At 63.6% G+C, this 18,857-nt stretch carries 15 protein-coding genes and 1 pseudogene; 8 read left to right on the forward strand and 8 right to left on the reverse strand.

Features of this window, described 5'->3' with window-relative positions:
* Positions 1-53: 53 nt before the first annotated feature.
* From V6943_RS06400 to V6943_RS06410, 3 genes are all read left to right on the forward strand, one after another.
* Positions 54-602, forward strand: a complete 549-nt coding sequence (locus V6943_RS06400; protein WP_340552923.1) for a cupin domain-containing protein — start codon at positions 54-56, stop codon at positions 600-602.
* 163 nt (positions 603-765) lie between these two features.
* Positions 766-1,188 (forward strand): c-type cytochrome, encoded by a 423-nt coding sequence (locus tag V6943_RS06405; protein ID WP_131651463.1) that lies wholly within the window; start codon positions 766-768, stop codon positions 1,186-1,188.
* A gap of 143 nt (positions 1,189-1,331) precedes the next feature.
* Positions 1,332-1,850 (forward strand): cupin domain-containing protein, encoded by a 519-nt coding sequence (locus V6943_RS06410; RefSeq protein WP_340552924.1) that lies wholly within the window; start codon positions 1,332-1,334, stop codon positions 1,848-1,850.
* A gap of 12 nt (positions 1,851-1,862) precedes the next feature.
* Here V6943_RS06410 and xpt read toward each other — a convergent pair whose 3' ends face one another.
* The 4 genes from xpt to V6943_RS06430 form a co-directional block, all read right to left on the reverse strand.
* The gene (gene xpt / locus V6943_RS06415) at positions 1,863-2,435 is read right to left on the reverse strand and encodes a xanthine phosphoribosyltransferase (RefSeq protein ID WP_131651465.1); all 573 of its coding nucleotides are present in this window, start codon (positions 2,433-2,435) and stop codon (positions 1,863-1,865) included.
* 190 nt (positions 2,436-2,625) lie between these two features.
* Positions 2,626-3,216, reverse strand: coding sequence for a 3-keto-disaccharide hydrolase (locus V6943_RS06420; protein WP_340552925.1), 591 nt, complete (start codon positions 3,214-3,216; stop codon positions 2,626-2,628).
* A 5-nt stretch (positions 3,217-3,221) separates the two neighbouring features.
* Positions 3,222-4,838 carry an alpha-amylase family protein gene (locus V6943_RS06425; protein WP_340552926.1) on the reverse strand — a complete coding sequence of 539 codons (1,617 nt, stop codon included), beginning with the start codon at positions 4,836-4,838 and terminating at the stop codon, positions 3,222-3,224.
* Positions 4,838-6,373: an alpha-amylase family glycosyl hydrolase gene (locus V6943_RS06430; RefSeq protein ID WP_340552927.1), complete on the reverse strand. Its 1,536-nt coding sequence runs from the start codon at positions 6,371-6,373 to the stop codon at positions 4,838-4,840. The genes V6943_RS06425 and V6943_RS06430 overlap by 1 nt, the downstream gene beginning before the upstream one ends.
* Positions 6,374-6,558: 185 nt before the next feature.
* Between V6943_RS06430 and gap the strand changes: the two genes are divergently transcribed.
* The 5 genes from gap (at position 6,559) to V6943_RS06455 (ending at position 12,282) form a co-directional block, all read left to right on the forward strand.
* Positions 6,559-7,566, forward strand: coding sequence for a type I glyceraldehyde-3-phosphate dehydrogenase (gene gap, locus V6943_RS06435; RefSeq protein WP_131651468.1), 1,008 nt, complete (start codon positions 6,559-6,561; stop codon positions 7,564-7,566).
* A gap of 2 nt (positions 7,567-7,568) precedes the next feature.
* Positions 7,569-8,192 carry a cyclodeaminase/cyclohydrolase family protein gene (locus tag V6943_RS06440; protein ID WP_197445236.1) on the forward strand — a complete coding sequence of 208 codons (624 nt, stop codon included), beginning with the start codon at positions 7,569-7,571 and terminating at the stop codon, positions 8,190-8,192.
* Positions 8,193-8,480: 288 nt separating this feature from the next.
* On the forward strand, positions 8,481-9,647 hold the full coding sequence (locus V6943_RS06445; protein WP_131651470.1) for an iron-containing alcohol dehydrogenase: 1,167 nt from the start codon (positions 8,481-8,483) through the stop codon (positions 9,645-9,647).
* A 5-nt stretch (positions 9,648-9,652) separates the two neighbouring features.
* Positions 9,653-11,155, forward strand: coding sequence for a CoA-acylating methylmalonate-semialdehyde dehydrogenase (locus tag V6943_RS06450; protein WP_340552928.1), 1,503 nt, complete (start codon positions 9,653-9,655; stop codon positions 11,153-11,155).
* Positions 11,156-11,517: 362 nt separating this feature from the next.
* Positions 11,518-12,282, forward strand: coding sequence for an IclR family transcriptional regulator (locus V6943_RS06455; RefSeq protein ID WP_131651472.1), 765 nt, complete (start codon positions 11,518-11,520; stop codon positions 12,280-12,282).
* 221 nt (positions 12,283-12,503) lie between these two features.
* Here V6943_RS06455 and rep read toward each other — a convergent pair whose 3' ends face one another.
* From rep to V6943_RS06475, 4 genes and pseudogenes are all read right to left on the reverse strand, one after another.
* Positions 12,504-14,513, reverse strand: coding sequence for a DNA helicase Rep (rep, locus tag V6943_RS06460; RefSeq protein ID WP_131651473.1), 2,010 nt, complete (start codon positions 14,511-14,513; stop codon positions 12,504-12,506).
* A 105-nt stretch (positions 14,514-14,618) separates the two neighbouring features.
* On the reverse strand, positions 14,619-16,592 hold the full coding sequence (locus V6943_RS06465; protein WP_131651474.1) for a BCCT family transporter: 1,974 nt from the start codon (positions 16,590-16,592) through the stop codon (positions 14,619-14,621).
* A gap of 216 nt (positions 16,593-16,808) precedes the next feature.
* Positions 16,809-18,317: pseudogene (locus V6943_RS06470) on the reverse strand (YifB family Mg chelatase-like AAA ATPase); the annotation flags it as partial.
* 24 nt (positions 18,318-18,341) lie between these two features.
* Positions 18,342-18,605, reverse strand: coding sequence for an accessory factor UbiK family protein (locus V6943_RS06475; protein WP_340552929.1), 264 nt, complete (start codon positions 18,603-18,605; stop codon positions 18,342-18,344).
* Between the last annotated feature and the right edge of the window lie 252 nt (positions 18,606-18,857).

Consider the following 18,857-nt stretch of genomic DNA (forward strand, 5'->3'; position numbering starts at 1 on the left):
GCCCTCGCCATCATAGCGGCATTGTTTTTCGCGCTTGATTGAGGGCTCCCGTATTGGACGTCGGCGTTCGACTGCAAACCATCCGCAAACTCAAGGGCCTGTCCCAGCGCGAGCTCGCCAAACGTGCAGGCGTTACCAACAGCACGATTTCCATGATCGAAAAGAACAGCGTCAGCCCGTCCATCAGCTCGCTGAAAAAGGTGCTGAGCGGCATTCCCATGTCGCTGGTCGAGTTCTTCTCGCCCGATTTCGAGCAGGACAGTGACACCCAGGTGGTCTATAAAGCGGGCGAGCTGATCGATATTTCCGACGGCGCGGTGAGCATGAAGCTCGTCGGCAAGGCGCATCCGGGACGGGCCATCGCGTTTCTCGCGGAAACCTATCCGCCCGGCTCCGATACCGGCACGGACATGCTGGCGCACCAGGGCGAAGAGGCCGGTATGCTGGTCGAGGGGCGTCTGGAACTGACGGTGAGCGGGCAGACCTATCTGCTCGAAACCGGCGACAGCTACTACTTCGAAAGCAGCAAACCGCATCGTTTCCGTAATCCGTTCGATACGCCTGCCAAGCTGATCAGCGCGACCACGCCCGCGAATTTCTGAACCTGCCCGGCAGCATTGGCGCAGGTGAGCTGGCGGTGCGACACGGCGTCGCTGGGCAGGCCTGCGCGATATGGGTTGTTTCGGCAAGCATGGCTTGCCGCTATACTAGCCGCCGCCCGCGTAACCGTGGCCGCGGGCGTGTCTAGCCACATGAGGGTGTAAGGTGAACCTGATTAAGAAGATCCTGGTAGCACAGACTGCCGTAGTGGCCCTGTGGGCAATGAGCGCTCAGGCTGCGACCAACGACGACATCGCCGAGCGACTCAAGCCGGTAGGCGAAGTATGTATTCAAGGTGAAGAGTGTGCAGCGGCCGGTCCGGCAACTGCTGCCGCTGGCGGCGCCGCTCGCAGTGGCGCAGACGTCTATGGCAAGTTCTGCACCGCCTGCCACGGCTCCGGTCTGCTCAACTCACCGAAGACCGGCGACTCTGCCGCCTGGACGGCCCGTGCCGACGCAGCGGGCGGCCTGGATGGCTTGCTCAAGCATGCCATCAGCGGTATCAACGCCATGCCGCCTAAAGGCACCTGTGCCGATTGTTCGGACGACGAGCTGAAAGCCGCCATCCAGCACATGTCCGGCCTCTAAGCTTCTGCTGGACAGACATCGCCGCCTTCGGGCGGCTTTGTCGTTTCTGGCGGGGAGAAAAGCTGCGGAGCATCGGGTCGAATCTACGAAACCCGTTCCGAAGGCCGCGTGATACCGGCCCTCGGCATGACGATGAGGTGCCCATGCCCAGTTCCGCCCCACAACCCGAGCAGCTGCATTTTTCCAGTGACGGCCGCACGCCGAACAGCCCGCATCCGGTGCTGGTGTACCGGCAATTACCGCTGGCCGATAACGACTACGCCAGCGCCTTCGAGAACCTGTTCAACAGCCATCTGTGGCCGGCGCAATGGCGCGCGAGCGTCTTTGACTATCATCACTTTCACTCCACCGCCCATGAAGTGCTCGGCGTTTCGCGTGGCTCGGCGCGGCTGATGCTTGGCGGCGAGCATGGGCAGGAAGTCGAGGTGCGTGCGGGTGACGCGTTGGTGCTGCCGGCCGGTACCGGCCACTGTCGGCTGAGCGCCAGCGAGGACTTCGAGGTGGTCGGCGGCTACCCGGTGGAGCAGCAGTACGACCTGCTGCGCCCGGACGAGCGCAGCCATGATGAGGCGCGTGCGCGCGCCGAGCGGGTCGGCGTACCGATCAGTGACCCGATCGCCGGGACCCAGGGCGCGCTGGTGACGCTGTGGCGCAGAGAGTAACGCGGAGGGTCGTTACTCGACGAACACCACCTGACCATCCGCCAGCGCGGCGACGCGGGCCAGCGATTCGACGCGGAAGCCCGCTTCTTCCAGTTCCTGACGACCGACCTGGAAGGATTTCTCGATGACGATGCCGAGCCCGGCAATGCTCGCGCCGGCCTGCTGAATGATCGACACCAGGCCCTTGGCCGCTTTGCCGTTGGCCAGGAAGTCGTCGATGATCAGCACGCGGTCGGCAGCCGACAGATGGTTGGTAGAGATCGCGATGGTGCTTTCCACCTGCTTGGTGAACGAATACACGGAAGCGGTCAGCAGATGGTCAGTCATGGTCAGCGACTGATGCTTGCGAGCGAAGATCACCGGTACCCCGAGTTCCAGGCCGGCCATGATCGCGGGTGCAATGCCGGAGGCCTCGATGGTGACGATCTTGGTGATGCCTTCGTCGCGGAACAGCCGGGCGAATTCCTGGCCGATCTGCTGCATCAGCACGGGGTCGATCTGATGGTTCAGGAAGGCATCGACCTTGAGTACTCGGTCGGACAGTACGATGCCTTCATCGCGGATCTTCTGTTTCAGCTGTTCCACAAACGCGCTACCTCATGCGTGGGCGGCCCGGTACTTCTGACGATTCGCCGTCCCGAAAGGCGACTGGGCGCTACGCCACGATGGCGAGCGCCCAGCCCGTTTCGATCCTGCATCCATTTCGCCAGCGTTCCCGCTGCCTGGAAAGCCGCGCATTCTCGCTCAATTTCATGCCTGGGTCCAAGCGGAGCTTTCAGTCCGGCGTTTCGATCGACAAGCGGCGAAAGCGTGCGGCCTCGCCATGGTGCTGCAGCACCATGAAGCCCTCGGTGGCCTGGGCGAAGCGTGGAAAGGCGGCGAACTTGCTCCGCGCGATGCCGGCGCGCAGGTCGGCATCGTCAAGCCGATAGCCGAGCACGCAACGGCCGCGCAACCAGTGTTCGACATAACCCTCGCAAACGCTCACTGCCGCACTGATGAACTCTCCCGGCTCGATAGTCGTTTCCAGCTTGGCCGCCAGCAACCCGTACAGCGCGCCGTTACGCGTGGTGGGCTCGCGGCCGTCGGGGTGGCCGGCATCATCGAGCAACTGCATCTCCGGGCCGCTGTGCCAACTCTGTTCGGCATCATCCTCGACTCGGTAGAGCACGCCCGAATTGCCGGCGATCGGGAGGGCGAATTCGAAACGCAAGACGAAATCGCGATAGCGCCGGCGCGACACCAGGTCGACTCGCGGCGCGCCGGCGATGGCCTGAAGTTCATCGTCGTGGCGTCGCCAACTGCCGGTGGGAAAGTTGTCGGTATGCCAGCCCCGCCAATCATCGGCATCGAGTTGGATTTCCATGAGCGTTAGCCAAACAGCTGCTGTTTGCGGCGCAGCCAGCGATAGCCGTAGCCACGTAGCTGTATCCGCAACGGGTGGCCTTCGGGCTGCTCGTAATCACTGTCGGCCAGCACGTCGACCATGTCCTGCAGATCCCGCTCGGCGATTTCCACCTCCACATCTTTGTCTGCCAGATTCACCAGCATCAGTACCGTTGACTGGTTGTCATGGCGTATGGCGAAGACGGAGGGACACCCCGTCTCGACTGGTCGATGCTGGCCGCCGCCGATCTCGCGCAGGCCGATGCGGGTGCGGATCATGTTGCCGGTCTTGGCCATCAAGGAGTCGTCGCGCAGGGTCTGGGCGTACACGTTTATCTGCGAATAGGCGAACTCGCCGTCGTCGATCACCGGCGCGGCCAGCTGCTTCGCGTCGGCGCAGGAGAAACCGGCGTTGGGCTCGTTGGACCATTGCATCGGTGTGCGCACCGCCAGGCGCTCGGGCCGCGACAGGTCCTCTCCCATGCCGATTTCCTCACCGTAACGGATGATCGGCGTACCGGGCAGCGCGAACATAAGCGCATGAGCCATGGCGAGACGCCGCTCGTCACCATCGAGCATCGGCGCCAGACGACGGCGGATGCCGCGGTTGTAGGCGCGCATATCGGGGTCGGGTGCGAAGGCCTGCATGACTTCCTCGCGCTCCTCTTCGGTCAGCCGCTCCAGATCCAGCTCGTCGTGGTTGCGCAGCCAGATGGCGTACTGCGCGCGCTCGGGCGGTTCCGGCTGGTGCTCCAGTGCCCGATGCAGGGGTTCTGCCTCGCTGCGGGCGAGCGAGAGGAAAAAGTGGTTGTTGGCCCAGAAATTCAATAGCAGGGTCAGTCGATCGCCTTCGCCAAAATAATCCCGGTACTGCTCCGGCTCGACGTCGACCTCGCCCAGCAGCACGGCTTCCGGTCGGCGCAGGGTAACGAAATCGCGCATGTGCTCGAGCAGCCAGTAGCCGTCTCCGTCGCCTTCGCCGGCCTGTTCGATCAAGTGTGAGGCGGCGTCGACGCGAAAGCCCGAGACGCCCAGGCGCAGCCAGAAGGCGATGATCCGCTCGATTTCCTTGATGACTTTCGGGTTGGCCAGATTCAAATCCGGCTCGTGGCTGTAGAACAGATGGCGGTAGTACTGTCCGGCTTCCTCGTCCCAGGTCCAGACGCTGTCTTCCACAGTGGGGAAAATCGGCTCGATGCTGTCGTCCGGCTCATCCGCCCAGATGTAATAGTCCCGGTAAGGCGATTGCCGATCGCGCCGCGCCTCCTGAAACCAGCGATGCTCGGTGGAGGTGTGTTGCACCACCAGTTCGATCATCACGTGCAGGCCCAGCTCCTCGGCTTTCTCCAGCAGATACACCACGTCGGCGAGGTCGCCGAAGCGCGGGTCGACCTGCAGGTGATCGCTGACATCGTAGCCGGCGTCCTGGAAAGGCGATTGGTAGAAAGGCATCAGCCAAATCGCCGTCGCGCCCAGGCCGCGCACGTAATCGAGGCGGTCGGTCACCCCGCGCAAGTCGCCGCAGCCGTCGCCGTTGATGTCGAGAAACAAGGACGGGTCGATCTGATAAATCACCGCATTTCGGTACCAGAGTGGGCGCATCAGTGTTCCTCCGGGCTGAGAATCAACGCCTGGCCTGCCGCCAGTTCGCCGCTGTAGAGTTCGCCTTCGCCCTGGGCGTCGCTGGCGATCTCGATCTGCCAGTGGCCGCTGAGAGGAAAGGCATGGGGTTCATCGGCGAAGTTCAGGCAGATCACCCGCAGGTCATCGTCCAGTTGCCGCCTGTAGGCCAGCACGTTCGGGTGCGAGGGCAGTTCGTGCCAGTCGCCGTGCAGCAGCGCCGGGCTGCCTTTGCGCGCGGCGATCAGGCGGCGGTACAGCTCGAGGGTCGAGCCGGGCGCACGCTGCTGGCGCTCGACCGCCAACTCGTCGCTTTCCGGCGGAAAGGGTAGCCAGGGCTCGGCGCCGTCCCAGCCGTGCGGGGCCGCCGCCAGCCAGGGAATCGGTGCGCGGCCACCGTCGCGGCCACCCGGATCGACCTGCTCGTCCGGCGCGATCACCGCGTCCTCCAAGCCCAGCTCTTCGCCCTGGAAGATGAACGGCGTGCCGCGCAGGGTCAGCAGTAGTACCGCGGCGGCATGGGCGCTACGCAGCGAGCCCTGGTAGCGGCTGCGCTGGCGCTGATTGTCGTGATTGGACAGCACCCAGGTCGGCCAGGCGTTGGCCGGTTTCAGCAGCGCCTCGACATCGCGGATGCAGGTGCGGAACATCACCGGCTCCCAGGGCGCGTCCAGCGGCTGGAAATTGAACGACATGTGCAGTTCATCGCCGGCGCCGTAGTACTGCAGGACCCGTTCGGTGGAGCGGATGTTGACCTCGCCGACCAGCACGCGCTCGCCGGGATAGCTGTCGACCAGCCGGCGCAAACCGCGCAATACCTCGTGGCTGTAAGGCTGGTCGTTGAATTCCACCAGCGGCTGGCCGGCCAGGCAGCGCGGATCGTCGGCGAAGCTCGGCTCCTTGCCGGTGCAGTGGATGACGTCGACGCGAAAACCGTCGATGCCGCGATCGAGCCAGAAGCGCAGCACGCCATGCATCGCCTCGACCACCTCGGGGTTGCGCCAGTTCAAGTCCGGCTGCTCGGGCAGGAACAGGTGCAGGTAGTACTGCTGGCTGTGCTCGTCCCAGGTCCAGGCGCTGCCGGCGTTGAGTGCGGCGCGCCAGTTGTTCGGCTCGTCGCGCCAGATGTACCAGTCGCGTTTCGGGTTGTCCCGCGAGCTGCGAGATTCAATGAACCAGGGGTGCTGATCGGAGGTGTGATTGGGGACGAAATCGAGCAGCACGCGGATCCCGCGGGCATGCGCCTCTGCGATGAGCCGGTCGATATCATCCAGCGAGCCGAACAGCGGGTCGATGTCGCAGTAATCGCTGATGTCGTAGCCGGCATCGCGCATCGGCGAACGGAAGATCGGCGACAGCCACAGGGCGCCGACGCCGAGGTACTGCAGGTGATTGAGGTGGCGCAGCACTCCATTGAGGTCGCCGATGCCGTCTTCGTTGCTGTCGGCGAAAGACCGCGGATAGATCTGATAGACGGTGGCGCCTTTCCACCAGGGTGGCTGGGTTGACTCGCTCATGCTCGTTCCCTTTTCTGGTGTTCGTTTCCGGTGTCCGGCAGGCCGGCTTGGCGGACCTGTCTGGTTACGACTGATGTGGGCCGCTCGGGTTCGCCGTTCGGCGATCTTCTTCGGATGCAGTGAACGACCACCGTGATCGTCCGACTAATCTTGCACAAGCCTCAACGACCGTCTGGGAGACCGCCATGTTGCGTATTGCCATCAATGGTTATGGCCGTATTGGCCGAGCCGTGTTGCGAGCCCTGTTCGAACGTAATCTGGAAAGCCAGATTCGTATCGAGGCGATCAATGACCTCAGTGACCGGGCTGCGATGGCGCATCTGACGCGCTTCGACACCACCTTCGGGCGCTTTCATGGTCAGGTCGACCTGCACGAGGACATGCTGCAGATCCGTGGGCAATCGATTCGACTGCTGCAGGAGCGCGACCCCGCGCAGTTGCCCTGGAAGCAGCTCGGCGTCGATGTGGTGCTGGAGTGCTCGGGCAAGTTCAAGAAGCGCGCGTTGGTCGACCAGCATCTGCAGGCCGGAGCCAACCGGGTGTTCGCCTCGCACCCGCTCGATGGCGCCGACCTGACCGTGGTCTATGGCGTCAACCACGAGCTGCTAGGCACCCAGCGGGTGATTTCCAATGCGTCCTGCACCACCAATTGCCTGGCGCCGTTGGCCAAGGTGCTGCATGAGGCGATGGGGATTCGTCAGGGCCTGCTCAATACCGTGCACGCCTATACCAACGACCAGAACCTGCTGGACAAGGCACACAAGGACCTTTACCGCGCTCGTGCCGCGGCGGAGTCGATGATTCCCTCGACCACCGGCGCCGCCAAAGCCATCGGGCTGGTGTTGCCGGAACTGGCCGGGCGGCTGGACGGCCTGTCGGTGCGGGTGCCGACGCCGAACGTCTCGCTGGTGGACCTCACCTTCGTTGCCGAACGTGCGCCTGCGGGCGTCGAGGCGGTCAATCAGATCTTGCGCGACGGCGCGCAGACGATGCCGCTCGGGGTGATGGAGTGCAACGATTTGCCGTTGGTCTCGCGTGACTTCTTCGGCTACCCGGCATCCTGCGTGGCCGATCTCAGCCACACGCGCGTGCAGGGCGATCTGGTCAAGGTGCTGGCCTGGTACGACAACGAGTGGGCCTTCTCCAACCGCATGCTCGACGTGCTGCTGGCCTGGGGCAACGGCACGGTCTGAATATGGATAGCCCAGCTGGTGACAGCGTCTGGCGGCTATCGCTGGCCGATTTCCGCGATGCGACGGCGGCGGATCGGCCTACACCAGGCTGTGGCGCCGCTGCTGCGGTGGTTTCGGATATTGGCCTGGCCCTAGTGCTCAAGGGACTGAGAATCAGCGAGTCGCGCGGCAGCGAGCCCGCGCGGCGTCGGTTGTTACAAACGGCTGAAGGCCTGATCGGCCGGCCCGGCGCGTTTGCCGATGCGGATATACGCGCCTTCCAAAATTATCTGCACGCCAGCCGCGACGATACGGCCGATCTCCAAACGGCCTCACGCCAAGCCTGCGCCGTGCCCTTGGCGACCGCGCACAGTTGCCTGGAGGCGCTGGAGCTGGCCAACGAGGCCTGGCCGCTGGTTGCGGCCGTGGTGCGCAGTGACGTGCAGGCCGGCGCGCTGCTCATCCATGCGGGGCTCAGCGCCGCGTTGATCAATGTCGATGCCGACATGGCAAGCCTCGATGACGCCTCGGCGCGCGAACAGGCCGGACGCTCGCGCGAACGCTTGCAGAATGACGCCGACAAGGTCTTGCAACAATTACTCGACCAGGCTGGGGCCGACGCCAGCGATCCACCCGAATATTCCTGAGTCGGGGTTCACCAACCTTCAAGCACAAGTCAGCTTGCTGGCAGATGCGGCTCTGCGCGCGAGAAGCCTCATGTCAGCGAGCTGGCATGTACTCGAGTCTTATATTGGGAAAAAATGTCTCGTTTTAGCTTGAATGTTGGTCGATCTGCTTCTAGTCTGGCTTCGAGGCGAGCCGTCCCCAATAACAAACGAGACCCTGAGTCTCCCCGTGCAATCGTTCGTGCAAGTGCTTTATCTGGCGGATATACGTCGTGATAGAGCGCTTCGCGAGGCCCACCGGAGAACACCATGAGCCATCGCATCGTCCTGCCGCGCCTGATGGAAGTCGGCGCCGGCGCTAGTCAGCAGATCGTATCCGTGCTGCATAACCTCGGCTGCAAACGCCCGCTGATCGTCACCGACCGGATGATGGTCGAGCTGGGCTACGTGGCGCGGATCAGCGAGACCCTAGCCAAGGCCGACATTCCCAGTGACTGCTTCGCCGATACGCTGCCGGAGCCGACCGCGGCGTCGATTCATGCCGGCGTCGAAATGGTGCGCCAAGGCAACTATGACTCGATCATCGCGCTCGGCGGCGGCAGTCCGATCGATTCGGCCAAGGCCATCGGCATCCTCGGCAAGTTCGGCGGCGAGATGCGCGACTACCGCTTCCCGCGCGATGTCAGCGAAGCCGGCCTGCCGCTGATCGCCATCCCCACCACCGCCGGCACCGGTTCGGAAGCCACGCGCTTCACGATCATTACTGATGAAACCAGCGACGAGAAAATGCTCTGCGCCGGCCTCGGTTTCATGCCCGTCGCCGCGCTGATCGACTACGAGCTGACCCTGTCGCTGCCGCCGCGGGTGACCGCCGACACCGGTATCGATGCGCTGACCCACGCCATCGAGGCCTACGTCAGCCGCAAGGCCAGCCTCTATAGCGATGCCCAGGCGCTCGAAGCCATGCGCCTGCTGGCGCCCAACTTGCGCGCGGCCTACCACGAGCCGGGCAATCGCAACGCCCGCGAGGCGATGATGCTCGGTGCGACCCTGGCTGGCATCGCCTTCTCTAATGCCTCTGTGGCGCTGGTGCATGGCATGAGTCGCCCGATTGGTGCGTTTTTCCATGTGCCGCACGGTCTGTCCAACGCCATGCTATTGCCGGCAATCACCGCGTTTTCCATTCCCTCCGCACCCGAGCGTTATGCCGACTGCGCCCGGGCCATGGGCGTGGCGGGTGAGGACGACAGCGTCGAAGTGGCCAACGAAAAGCTGCTGACCGAACTGCGCGCGATCAACAAAGAGCTGCAGGTGCCAAGCCCTGAGCAGTTCGGCATTACCCGAGAGCGCTTCTTCGAGCTGCGCGAAACCATGGCGAATCAGGCCCTGGCCTCGGGTTCGCCGGGCAACAACCCGCGCGTGCCCACCGAAGCAGAAATCATCGACCTCTACGAAACCGTCTGGAACCAGGAGTGAGCCCCATGCAGACCCTCGGCAACCTGATCAACAACGAGGCCGTCGCTGGCCGCTCCGAACGCCACGCGACCGTCTACAACCCGGCTACGGGCGAGCCGCGCCTGTATGTTTCGCTGTCTTCGGCGGACGAAACCCGCGAGGCCATCGCCGCCGCACAGGCCGCTTTCGAAGGCTGGTCGAAAACCCCACCGCTGGTACGCGCGCGGGTGATGTTCCGCTTCAAGGCGCTGCTTGAAGCGCGTCGCGATGATGTGGCGCGGCTGATTTCGCTGGAGCACGGCAAGGTCTTCTCCGATGCCCAGGGCGAAGTCACTCGCGGGCTGGAAGTGGTGGAGTTCGCCTGCGGCATTCCGCATCTGCTCAAGGGCGAGTTCTCCTCCAATGTCGGTCGCGACATCGATTCCAATTCGCTGATGCAACCGCTGGGTGTGTGCGTCGGCATCACGCCGTTCAACTTCCCGGCCATGGTGCCGCTGTGGATGCTGCCGGTTGCCATCGCCTGCGGTAATACCTTCGTCCTCAAGCCGTCGGAGAAGGACCCGAGCGCGACCATGCTGCTTGGCGAACTGCTCGCCGAGGCCGGGTTGCCGGCAGGCGTGCTGAACATCGTCAACGGCGACAAGGAGGCGGTGGACGTGCTGCTGACCGACGAGCGCGTGCAGTCGGTGAGCTTCGTCGGCTCGACACCGATCGCCGAGTACATCTACACGACCGCTTCGGCGCACGGCAAACGCTGCCAGGCCCTGGGTGGGGCGAAAAACCACATGGTGATCATGCCCGACGCCGATCCGCAGCAGGTGGTCAGCTCGCTGATGGGCGCCGCCTACGGCTCGGCCGGCGAGCGCTGCATGGCGATTTCCGTGGCGGTCTGCGTCGGCGACGAGGTGGCGGACAACCTGGTCGAGATGCTCAAGGGTGAAATCGCGCAGCTGCGCACCGGCCCAGGCACGGGCGTCGAACCCGAGCCGCAGATGGGCCCGTTGGTCACCCGCGAGCACCAGCAAAAGGTCAGCGGCTATATCGACCTCGGCGTGGAAGAGGGTGCGACGCTGGTCTGCGATGGGCGTGGCATCAAGGTCGAGGGCTACGAGAATGGCTTCTATGTCGGCCCGACGCTGTTCGATCGCGTGACGCCGCAGATGCGCGTCTACCAAGAGGAAATCTTCGGCCCGGTGCTGGCGGTGGTGCGAGTCAGCTCCTTCGACGAGGCGCTGAAGCTGGTCAACGACCATGAATACGGCAACGGCACCTCGATCTTCACCCGCGACGGCGATACCGCGCGGCAGTTCGAAGAGCGTGTGCAGGTCGGCATGGTCGGCGTCAACGTACCGATCCCGGTGCCCATGGCGTTCCACTGCTTTGGCGGTTGGAAGCGTTCGGTCTTCGGCCCGCTGAACATGCACGGTCCGGACGGCGTGCGCTTCTTCACCCGGATGAAGACGGTGACTCGGCGCTGGCCGACGGGTATCCGCGCTGGCGCCGATTTTTCGATGCCGACGATGAAATAAGGTGGGGGAATCGCCGTAAGGAGGGCGGCCGTAGGGTGGGCTTCAGCCCACCGATTGGCAGTGGCAAAGCGTAACTGCTGACGAAGCGCGCTCGTTCTGATTCGCTTGCCGATTCGAATGTTGCGCGCAGCTGGTGGGCTGAAGCCCACCCTACGGGTGCGGCGTCTAAGCGAACCCGATAGTGATGGCAGTTCCCTCTGTAGGGTGGTCGGGCGGCGTTCCGCTTCAGCCCACCGGCGTGTAACCCATCGTTCGGCCCAAACGGACCGGCTCAATGGGGTCAACGGTTGCGCTGGTGGCGCCGGTCGATACACTCGCGTCGCGCCATGGCGCGCTTTATTCCTTCAACGACAGGGCAGGTGATGCGCAGTACCCCCCGTGAAAAAGGCTCTTCCATCACCCGCGTGCTGGAAATCATCGAAGCGGTGGCTAGCGCTGCGGAACCACTGACGCCCAGCGCCTTGGCGGAGAAGCTCGATATTCCCAAAGCCAGCGCCCATCGGCTGGTGCAAACGCTGGAGAAAGAGGGCTTCCTGCAATTCGGCCTGCGCGGCGGCTTGCTGCCGGGCGACCGTCTGCACGCCACTGCGGTGAACATCCTTGGCAGCGGTCGGCACAAGGCGTTGCGCCAGGCGATCCTGCGCCAGCTGTCGGAAGAAATCGGCGAGACCTGCGGACTGTCCGTGCCCGATGGCCTGGACATGCTCTATTTCGACCGTGTGCAGACCAACTGGCCGTTGCAGATCAACCTGCCCATCGGCAGCCATACGCCGCTCTGGTGCACCGCCAGCGGCAAGCTTTACTTGGCGTCGCTGCCCAACGAGCAACTGGAGCGAATCCTGCCGCGTCTGCCGATCCGCCAACTGGCACGCAATACCATCACCGACCTCAGCGCCCTGCGCGACGATCTTGCGCGGATTCGCGAAGAGGATCTGGCCACTGATTCGGAGGAGTTCATCGACGGCATGGTCGCCTGCGCCGTGCCGGTGCGGGACGCACGCGGCGAGCTGAAGGCCTGCCTGTTTACCCATGCCCCGGTGATCCGCTGCGCGATGGAGCCGCTGCTGAATTTCGTGCCACGCCTGCGCGCGGCGGCGAACGAGCTGGAAAGCATCGTCAGTGGTTGATGGGCGGATCAATGGAACGCTGCGCGGCTTCCACTGGCTGTTTCGATATACGAGTTGCGCCTTCGCAACCCGGATTACACCTTCGGCTAATCCCAGGCTACGGTTTCAGCGGTTTCTAGCGCCGTAGGGTGGGCTTCAGCCCACCAGTAGCAGACGATAGTGGTTGTTGGCGTAGCTTTAGGTGGTTGGTGGGCTGAAGCCCACCCTACAGCATGCCGCCTTTATCGCTTCAACATCGCCCGCATCGCCGCCAGCGCGTCGTTGCCGCGCGCCGCTTTGACTTCCACCGGCGCGTCTTCCTGGCCTTCCCATTCCAGATCTTCCTGAGGCAATTCGTCGAGGAAGCGGCTGGGCATGCATTCGATGATTTCGCCGTACTGCTTGCGCTTGGCGGCGAAGGTCATGGCCAGGTTCTGCCGTGCGCGGGTGATGCCGACGTAGGCCAGGCGGCGTTCTTCCTCGATGGTGTCGGCCTCGATGCTGGAGCGGTGCGGGAGGATTTCCTCTTCCATGCCGAGGATAAATACGTAGGGGAATTCCAGCCCCTTGGACGCATGCAACGTCATCATCTGCACGCCCTCGGCGCCTTCTTCCTCTTCCTGCTGGCGTTCGAGCATGTCGCGCAGCACCAGCTTGGCGATGGCTTCCTCGATGGTCATCTCGCCTTCTTCGTCGCGCTCGAGGGTGTTCTTCAGCGCATCGATAAGGAACCAGACGTTGCCCATGCGGAAGTCCGCGGCCTTGTCGCTGGAGGTCTGGCTGCGGACCCAGGTCTCGTAGTCGATGTCCATGACCATGCTGCGCAGCGCGGCGATGGGGTCGTTCTGCGCGCACTGCTGGCGCAGGTTGTCCATGTAGCGCTTGAAGCGTGAGAGGCGGTCGGTGAAGCGGCTGTCCAGCAGCTCGCCCAGGCCGATTTCGTCGCAGGCGGCGTACATGGAAATCTTGCGCGCGGTGGCGTAGTTGCCGAGCTTTTCCAAGGTGGTGGAGCCGATCTCCCGGCGCGGTACGTTGATCACGCGGAGAAAGGCGTTGTCGTCGTCGGGGTTGACTAGCAGGCGGAAGTAGCTCATCAGGTCCTTCACTTCCTGGCGGCCGAAGAAGCTGGTGCCGCCGGACAGGCGATAGGGAATCTGGTGATGCTGCAGCTTCAGCTCGATCAGCTTGGCCTGGTAGTTGCCGCGATAGAGGATGGCGAAGTCGCTGTAGGGCCGCTCGGTCTTGAGGTGCAGCGTGAGGATTTCCATCGCCACGCGCTCGGCTTCGGCTTCCTCGTTGCGGCAGCGAATCACACGGATCGGGTCGCCATGGCCCATTTCCGACCACAGCTGCTTCTCGAAGGCGTGAGGGTTGTTGGCAATCAGCACGTTTGCGCACTTCAGAATGCGGCTGGTGGAGCGGTAGTTCTGCTCGAGCATCACCACTTTCAGCGAGGGGAAGTCATCCTTGAGCTGCATCAGGTTTTCCGGGCGGGCGCCGCGCCAGGCGTAAATCGATTGGTCGTCATCGCCCACCACGGTGAAATGCGCGCGTTCCTGCACCAGCATTTTCACCAGCAGATACTGGCTGGCGTTGGTGTCCTGATATTCGTCCACCAGCATGTAGCGAACCTTGTTGCGCCACTTCTCCAACACTTCGGGGTGATCCTGGAAAAGCTTCACCGGCTGCATGATCAGGTCGTCGAAATCCACCGCGTTGTACGCCTTGAGCGTGCGCTGGTAGTGGGTGTAGACGATGGCGGCGGTCTGCTCCTTGGGATTGCGCGCGCTGCCCAGTGCCTCCTCGGGCGTGATCAGGTCGTTCTTCCAGCTGCCGATGTAATTCTTGATCTCGTCGACGCCGTCGTCGCCCGAGTATTCCTTCTGCATGATGTCGGTCAGCAGCGCCTTGATGTCGCCCTCGTCGAAGATCGAGAAGCCCGGCTTGTAGCCGAGTTTGGCGTATTCCTTGCGGATGATGTTCAGGCCCAGGTTGTGGAAGGTCGACACGGTGAGCCCGCGCCCTTCGCCGCCGCGTAGCAGGCTGCTGACGCGCTCCTTCATTTCGCGCGCGGCCTTGTTGGTGAAGGTCACGGCGACGATGTATTGCGCGCGGATGCCGCACTGCTGGATCAGGTAGGCGATCTTGCGGGTGATGACGCTGGTCTTGCCGGAGCCGGCGCCGGCGAGCACCAGCATGGGGCCGCCGACGTAGTTCACGGCTTCCTGCTGCCGGGGATTGAGTCGGGACATGGTCGTTCGGGTGTCTGAGGGCGGGGCGGGAGTTTAACAGGCCGGAGCTGCCACTACGCACGGTGGAGCGATGAAGCGCGATCCACCGTGCGAAGCAGCTTGCGGCTACCGCACCATATGCAAGAAGTGCATGTGCTTCTCGTACTGATCGAGGATGTCGCCGATCACGCCTTCGCGGCTCCAGCCCATGACGTCGTAGTCCTGGCCGCCTTCCTTGAGGTGGACTTCGGCGCGGAAATACTTACGTTCGCCGGGCTCGTCGTCCTCGTTGCTGGGCACAAAGCTCGGCATCGCATAGGCGCGGGGGCGTATTTCGTAGATGAAGTCAGGCTCGCCTTCATGGGTGATTTCGATGCGGACGCGGCGGTCTTCGCCTTGTTCGACGGTTGCGCCGTAGCCTTGTTTGCGAATCTCCTCGGCAACTGCTTCACAGGCGGGACGAGCCACGTCGGCGATGAAACGCACCACGTCGGGGCGTCGTGGAAACTTCGTCAGATTGCTCAGGCGTCGCTGCCAGTCGCTGTAAGCGCGCGGCGTGGTCGGTGAGGTGGTGATCGCCTGGTAGCGCAACCCCTGCTTGGTGGCATCCAGGCGCAAGGCCTTGAGCAGGCCCCACATCGAGCACAGCAGCGCGAGGGTGAAGGGTAGGGCGCTGGCGATGGTGGCGGTCTGCAGTGCGGTCAGGCCGTCGGCCAACAGCAGGGCGATGGCCACCGCGCCCATGGAGCCGGCCCAGAAGACCCGCTGCCAGACCGGCGTGCCTTCCTGGCCGCCGGACGCGAGCATGTCCACGACCAGCGCACCGGAGTCCGCCGAGGTGACGAAGAACACCACCACCATGACGATCGCCACCAGCGAAAGCACGGAGGCGAACGGGAAGTGCTCCAGGAAGGCGAACAGGGCCAGTGAGCTGTCGCGGTCGATGGCTTCGCCCAGACTGGTCACGTGTTCCCAGAGAATCATGTGAATGGCGGTATCGCCGAACACGGTCATCCACAACAGGGTGAAAGCGGTCGGCACCAGCAGCACGCCGGCGACGAACTCTCGAATCGTCCGGCCACGGGAAATGCGCGCGATGAACAGCCCGACGAAGGGCGACCAGGCCAGCCACCAGCCCCAGTAGAACAGCGTCCAGCCACCGATCCAGTCGTTCGGCTCGTAGGCGTAAAGATTGAAGGTGGCGGTGACGATCTGCGAGAAGTAATTGCCGGTGTTCTGCACGAAGGTCTGCAGGATGAACACCGTCGGGCCTGCTATCAGAACCAGCAGCATCAATAGCGCGGCAAGAGTCAGGTTCAATTCCGAAAGCCGCCGCACGCCCTTGTCCAGGCCGGTAACGACCGAAATGGTCGCCAGCAACGTAGTGGCGACAATCAGGCCGATCTGCACCGGTACGGAAATGGGCAGGCCATACAGATGGTTGAGGCCGGTATTGATCTGCGTGACGCCCAGCCCCAACGAGGTGGCGACGCCCAGCACGGTGCCGATGATGGCGAAGATATCCACGGCATGGCCGATGGGGCCGTAGATGCGCTCGCCAATGAGCGGGTAGAGCGCCGAGCGCAGGGTCAGCGGCAGATCATGGCGATAGGCGAAGTAGGCCAGAATCATCGCCACGATGGCATAGACCGCCCAGGCATGCAGACCCCAATGGAAGAAGGTGATCTTCATCGCCTCGCGCGCGGCGGCAACCGTGCCGCCTTCACCAACGGGCGGCGAGAGGAAGTGCATCACCGGCTCGGCGACGCCGAAGAACATCAGGCCGATGCCCATGCCAGCGGAAAACAGCATGGCGAACCAAGTCAGGCTGCTGTAATCAGGTTCACTATGATCGGGGCCGAGCTTGATATCGCCGTAACGGCTCAAGGCGACGATCACCACCATCAGCAGGATGATGGCCACCGCCAGGATGTATAGCCAACTGAGGTTGGCGATGATCCAGGCCTGGACGTCGCCAAACAGCGTTTGCGCATGTTCGGAAAAGGCAACGCTGTAGATCACCAGCGCGAGAATCAGTACGGCAGAGCCGAAAAAGACGGGAGGGTTGATGGTGGAAGAGGAAGACTTTTTGGCCTCCATGCTGCGCTCCTTGATACCGAAAGGGAGTGGGCCGCCTGTGGCGAAAGGGGGTGCACTCTAACATAGCGACCGTCGTCCGACCGGGCGAAGGGCCGTCGCCACGAGGGCTTACAGGATGTGACCGCACAATTCGGCGTATTGCGGCACGCTTCTGCCAAACCGTGATTCGCCTGTCGGAACCGCACGGTGAACCCCATCCAGCGGCCGCATCGCGCCTCAGGATGCCTGGCTACCCGGCCGGTATTGCAGCGCTTCGGCCAGGTGCCGGCGGCCGATGAACGCATCCTGTTGCAGGTCCGCCAAGGTCCGCGCGACTTTGAGAATCCGGTGCGCCGCCCGCAGTGAAAGCCCGAGTCGCTCACAGGCGCGCTCCAGCCATTGCTGGTCGTCGGCCTGCAGTTGGCAATGAGTGCGCAATCCGGTGAGATCGAGAAAGGCGTTCGCGCAGCCCTGACGGGCCAGTTGAATGCGCCGTGCCTGAGCGACCTGCTCAGCGACCACGTCGGTATTGTCGCTGGTTGCGGGTGGCGCGTTCAGCGCGGTGGCTTCGCGTGCCACGGTGAGGTGTAGGTCGATGCGATCAAGCAGTGGCCCTGAGAGCTTGCCTCGGTAGCGCTGGATCTGATCCGGCGAGCAGCGACAGCGGCCACTCGGATCGCCCAGGTAGCCGCAGGGGCAGGGATTCATCGCCGCGACCAGCTGAAAACGGGCCGGGAAACGCACCTTGTCGCGCGCCCGTGCGATCACGATACAGCCTGATTCCAGGGGCTCTCTGAGCACTTCCAATACCTTGCGATCGAACTCCGGCAGCTCGTCGAGGAACAGCACGCCCTGGTGCGCCAGCGTAATCTCGCCGGGTCTCGGCCGGCTGCCGCCACCGACTAGCGCCGGCCCGGATGCACTGTGATGGGGCTGGCGAAACGGTCGTTGCGGCCAATGCTCCAGCGGTGACTGGCTGGCGACCGAATGAATCGCCGCGACTTCCAGCGCTTCCTGTTCTTCAAGTGGTGGAAGCAAACCGGGAAGACGGCTGGCCAGCAGCGTCTTGCCGGTGCCCGGGGGGCCTGAAAAAAGCAGATTGTGCGCGCCAGCCGCCGCGACCAATAAACCGCGTTTGGCGGCGGCCTGGCCCTGCACATCGGCCAGATCGGGGTAGGGCAGCACCTGACGCAGCAGGCCCTGGGCCTCGAAGGGAGCGATAGGCGTGACGCCGTTGAAGTGCGCCGCGACTTCCAGCAAATGATCAGCGGCGTAAACCACCAGCCCTGAAGCCAGACTGGCTTCCTCAGCATTGGCTCGCGGCACCAGCAGCGCGCGCCCGGCCTGACGTGCCGCCAGGGCCGCAGGCAACACGCCCTGCACCGGGCGCAACGCGCCGGATAGCGCCAGCTCGCCCAGACATTCCAGGGTATCGAGGCGGTCTGTGGGAATCTGTCCACTGGCGGCGAGAATGCCCAAGGCGATGGCCAGATCGAAGCGGCCACCGTCTTTCGGCAGGTCGGCAGGGGCGAGATTGAGTGTGATGCGGCGGGCCGGGAAATCGAAGTCGGAGGTCAGGATCGCACTGCGCACGCGATCCTTGCTCTCCTTGACGGCGGTCTCGGGCAACCCGACCAGTGCCAGCGAAGGCAGGCCATTGGCCAAGTGGGCTTCGACCGTGACGGCGGGCGCCTCGACGCCCACCTGGGCGCGGCTATGAACTATGGCGAGGGACATTCGATCACTCCTTTGATCGTGTCGCCACCGAGTTTAGTCGGCGGCGGGTGGCTGCAGTCTTTCTTCCAGCTCGGCGACCTTGGCCTCGAGTGCTTCGAGCCGCGCTCGGGTGCGCGCGAGCACCACCATCTGGTTGTCGAATTCGTCGCGGCTGACAACGTCCAGTTTGCTCAGCGCGCCCTGGAGGATGCTTTTGAACTGGGCTTCGATTTCGGGGCGGGGTAGCGGCGTCTCGCCGTTGAACAGGCGTGAAGCCTGAGAGCCGATGGCGTCGAGAAAAGCTTTGGGTGGGAGCATGGACATCACCTGTTTCTGAGCGGCGGGCAGTGTAGCACGGCCTGTTTGAGGCCGATTTTCGTCGCAGTGCACGTTTATGGGCAGGCGGTCGCATCGCCTTGCCCGGTATTGGTGCGCGGGTTTCGTGGGTCTGTCAGCGATGCGACCCGCGCGGCTGCGGTGGGGCGCGCTATCACGCACTTCTCACAGACCTGGCATTGATTCTGCTTGGCTCGTCATGAAGACGCACCGGTGCGTTGCGGTGCGCAGACG

This window comes from Pseudomonas sp. CBC3 (assembly GCF_037967085.1).
GTDB lineage: Bacteria > Pseudomonadota > Gammaproteobacteria > Pseudomonadales > Pseudomonadaceae > Stutzerimonas.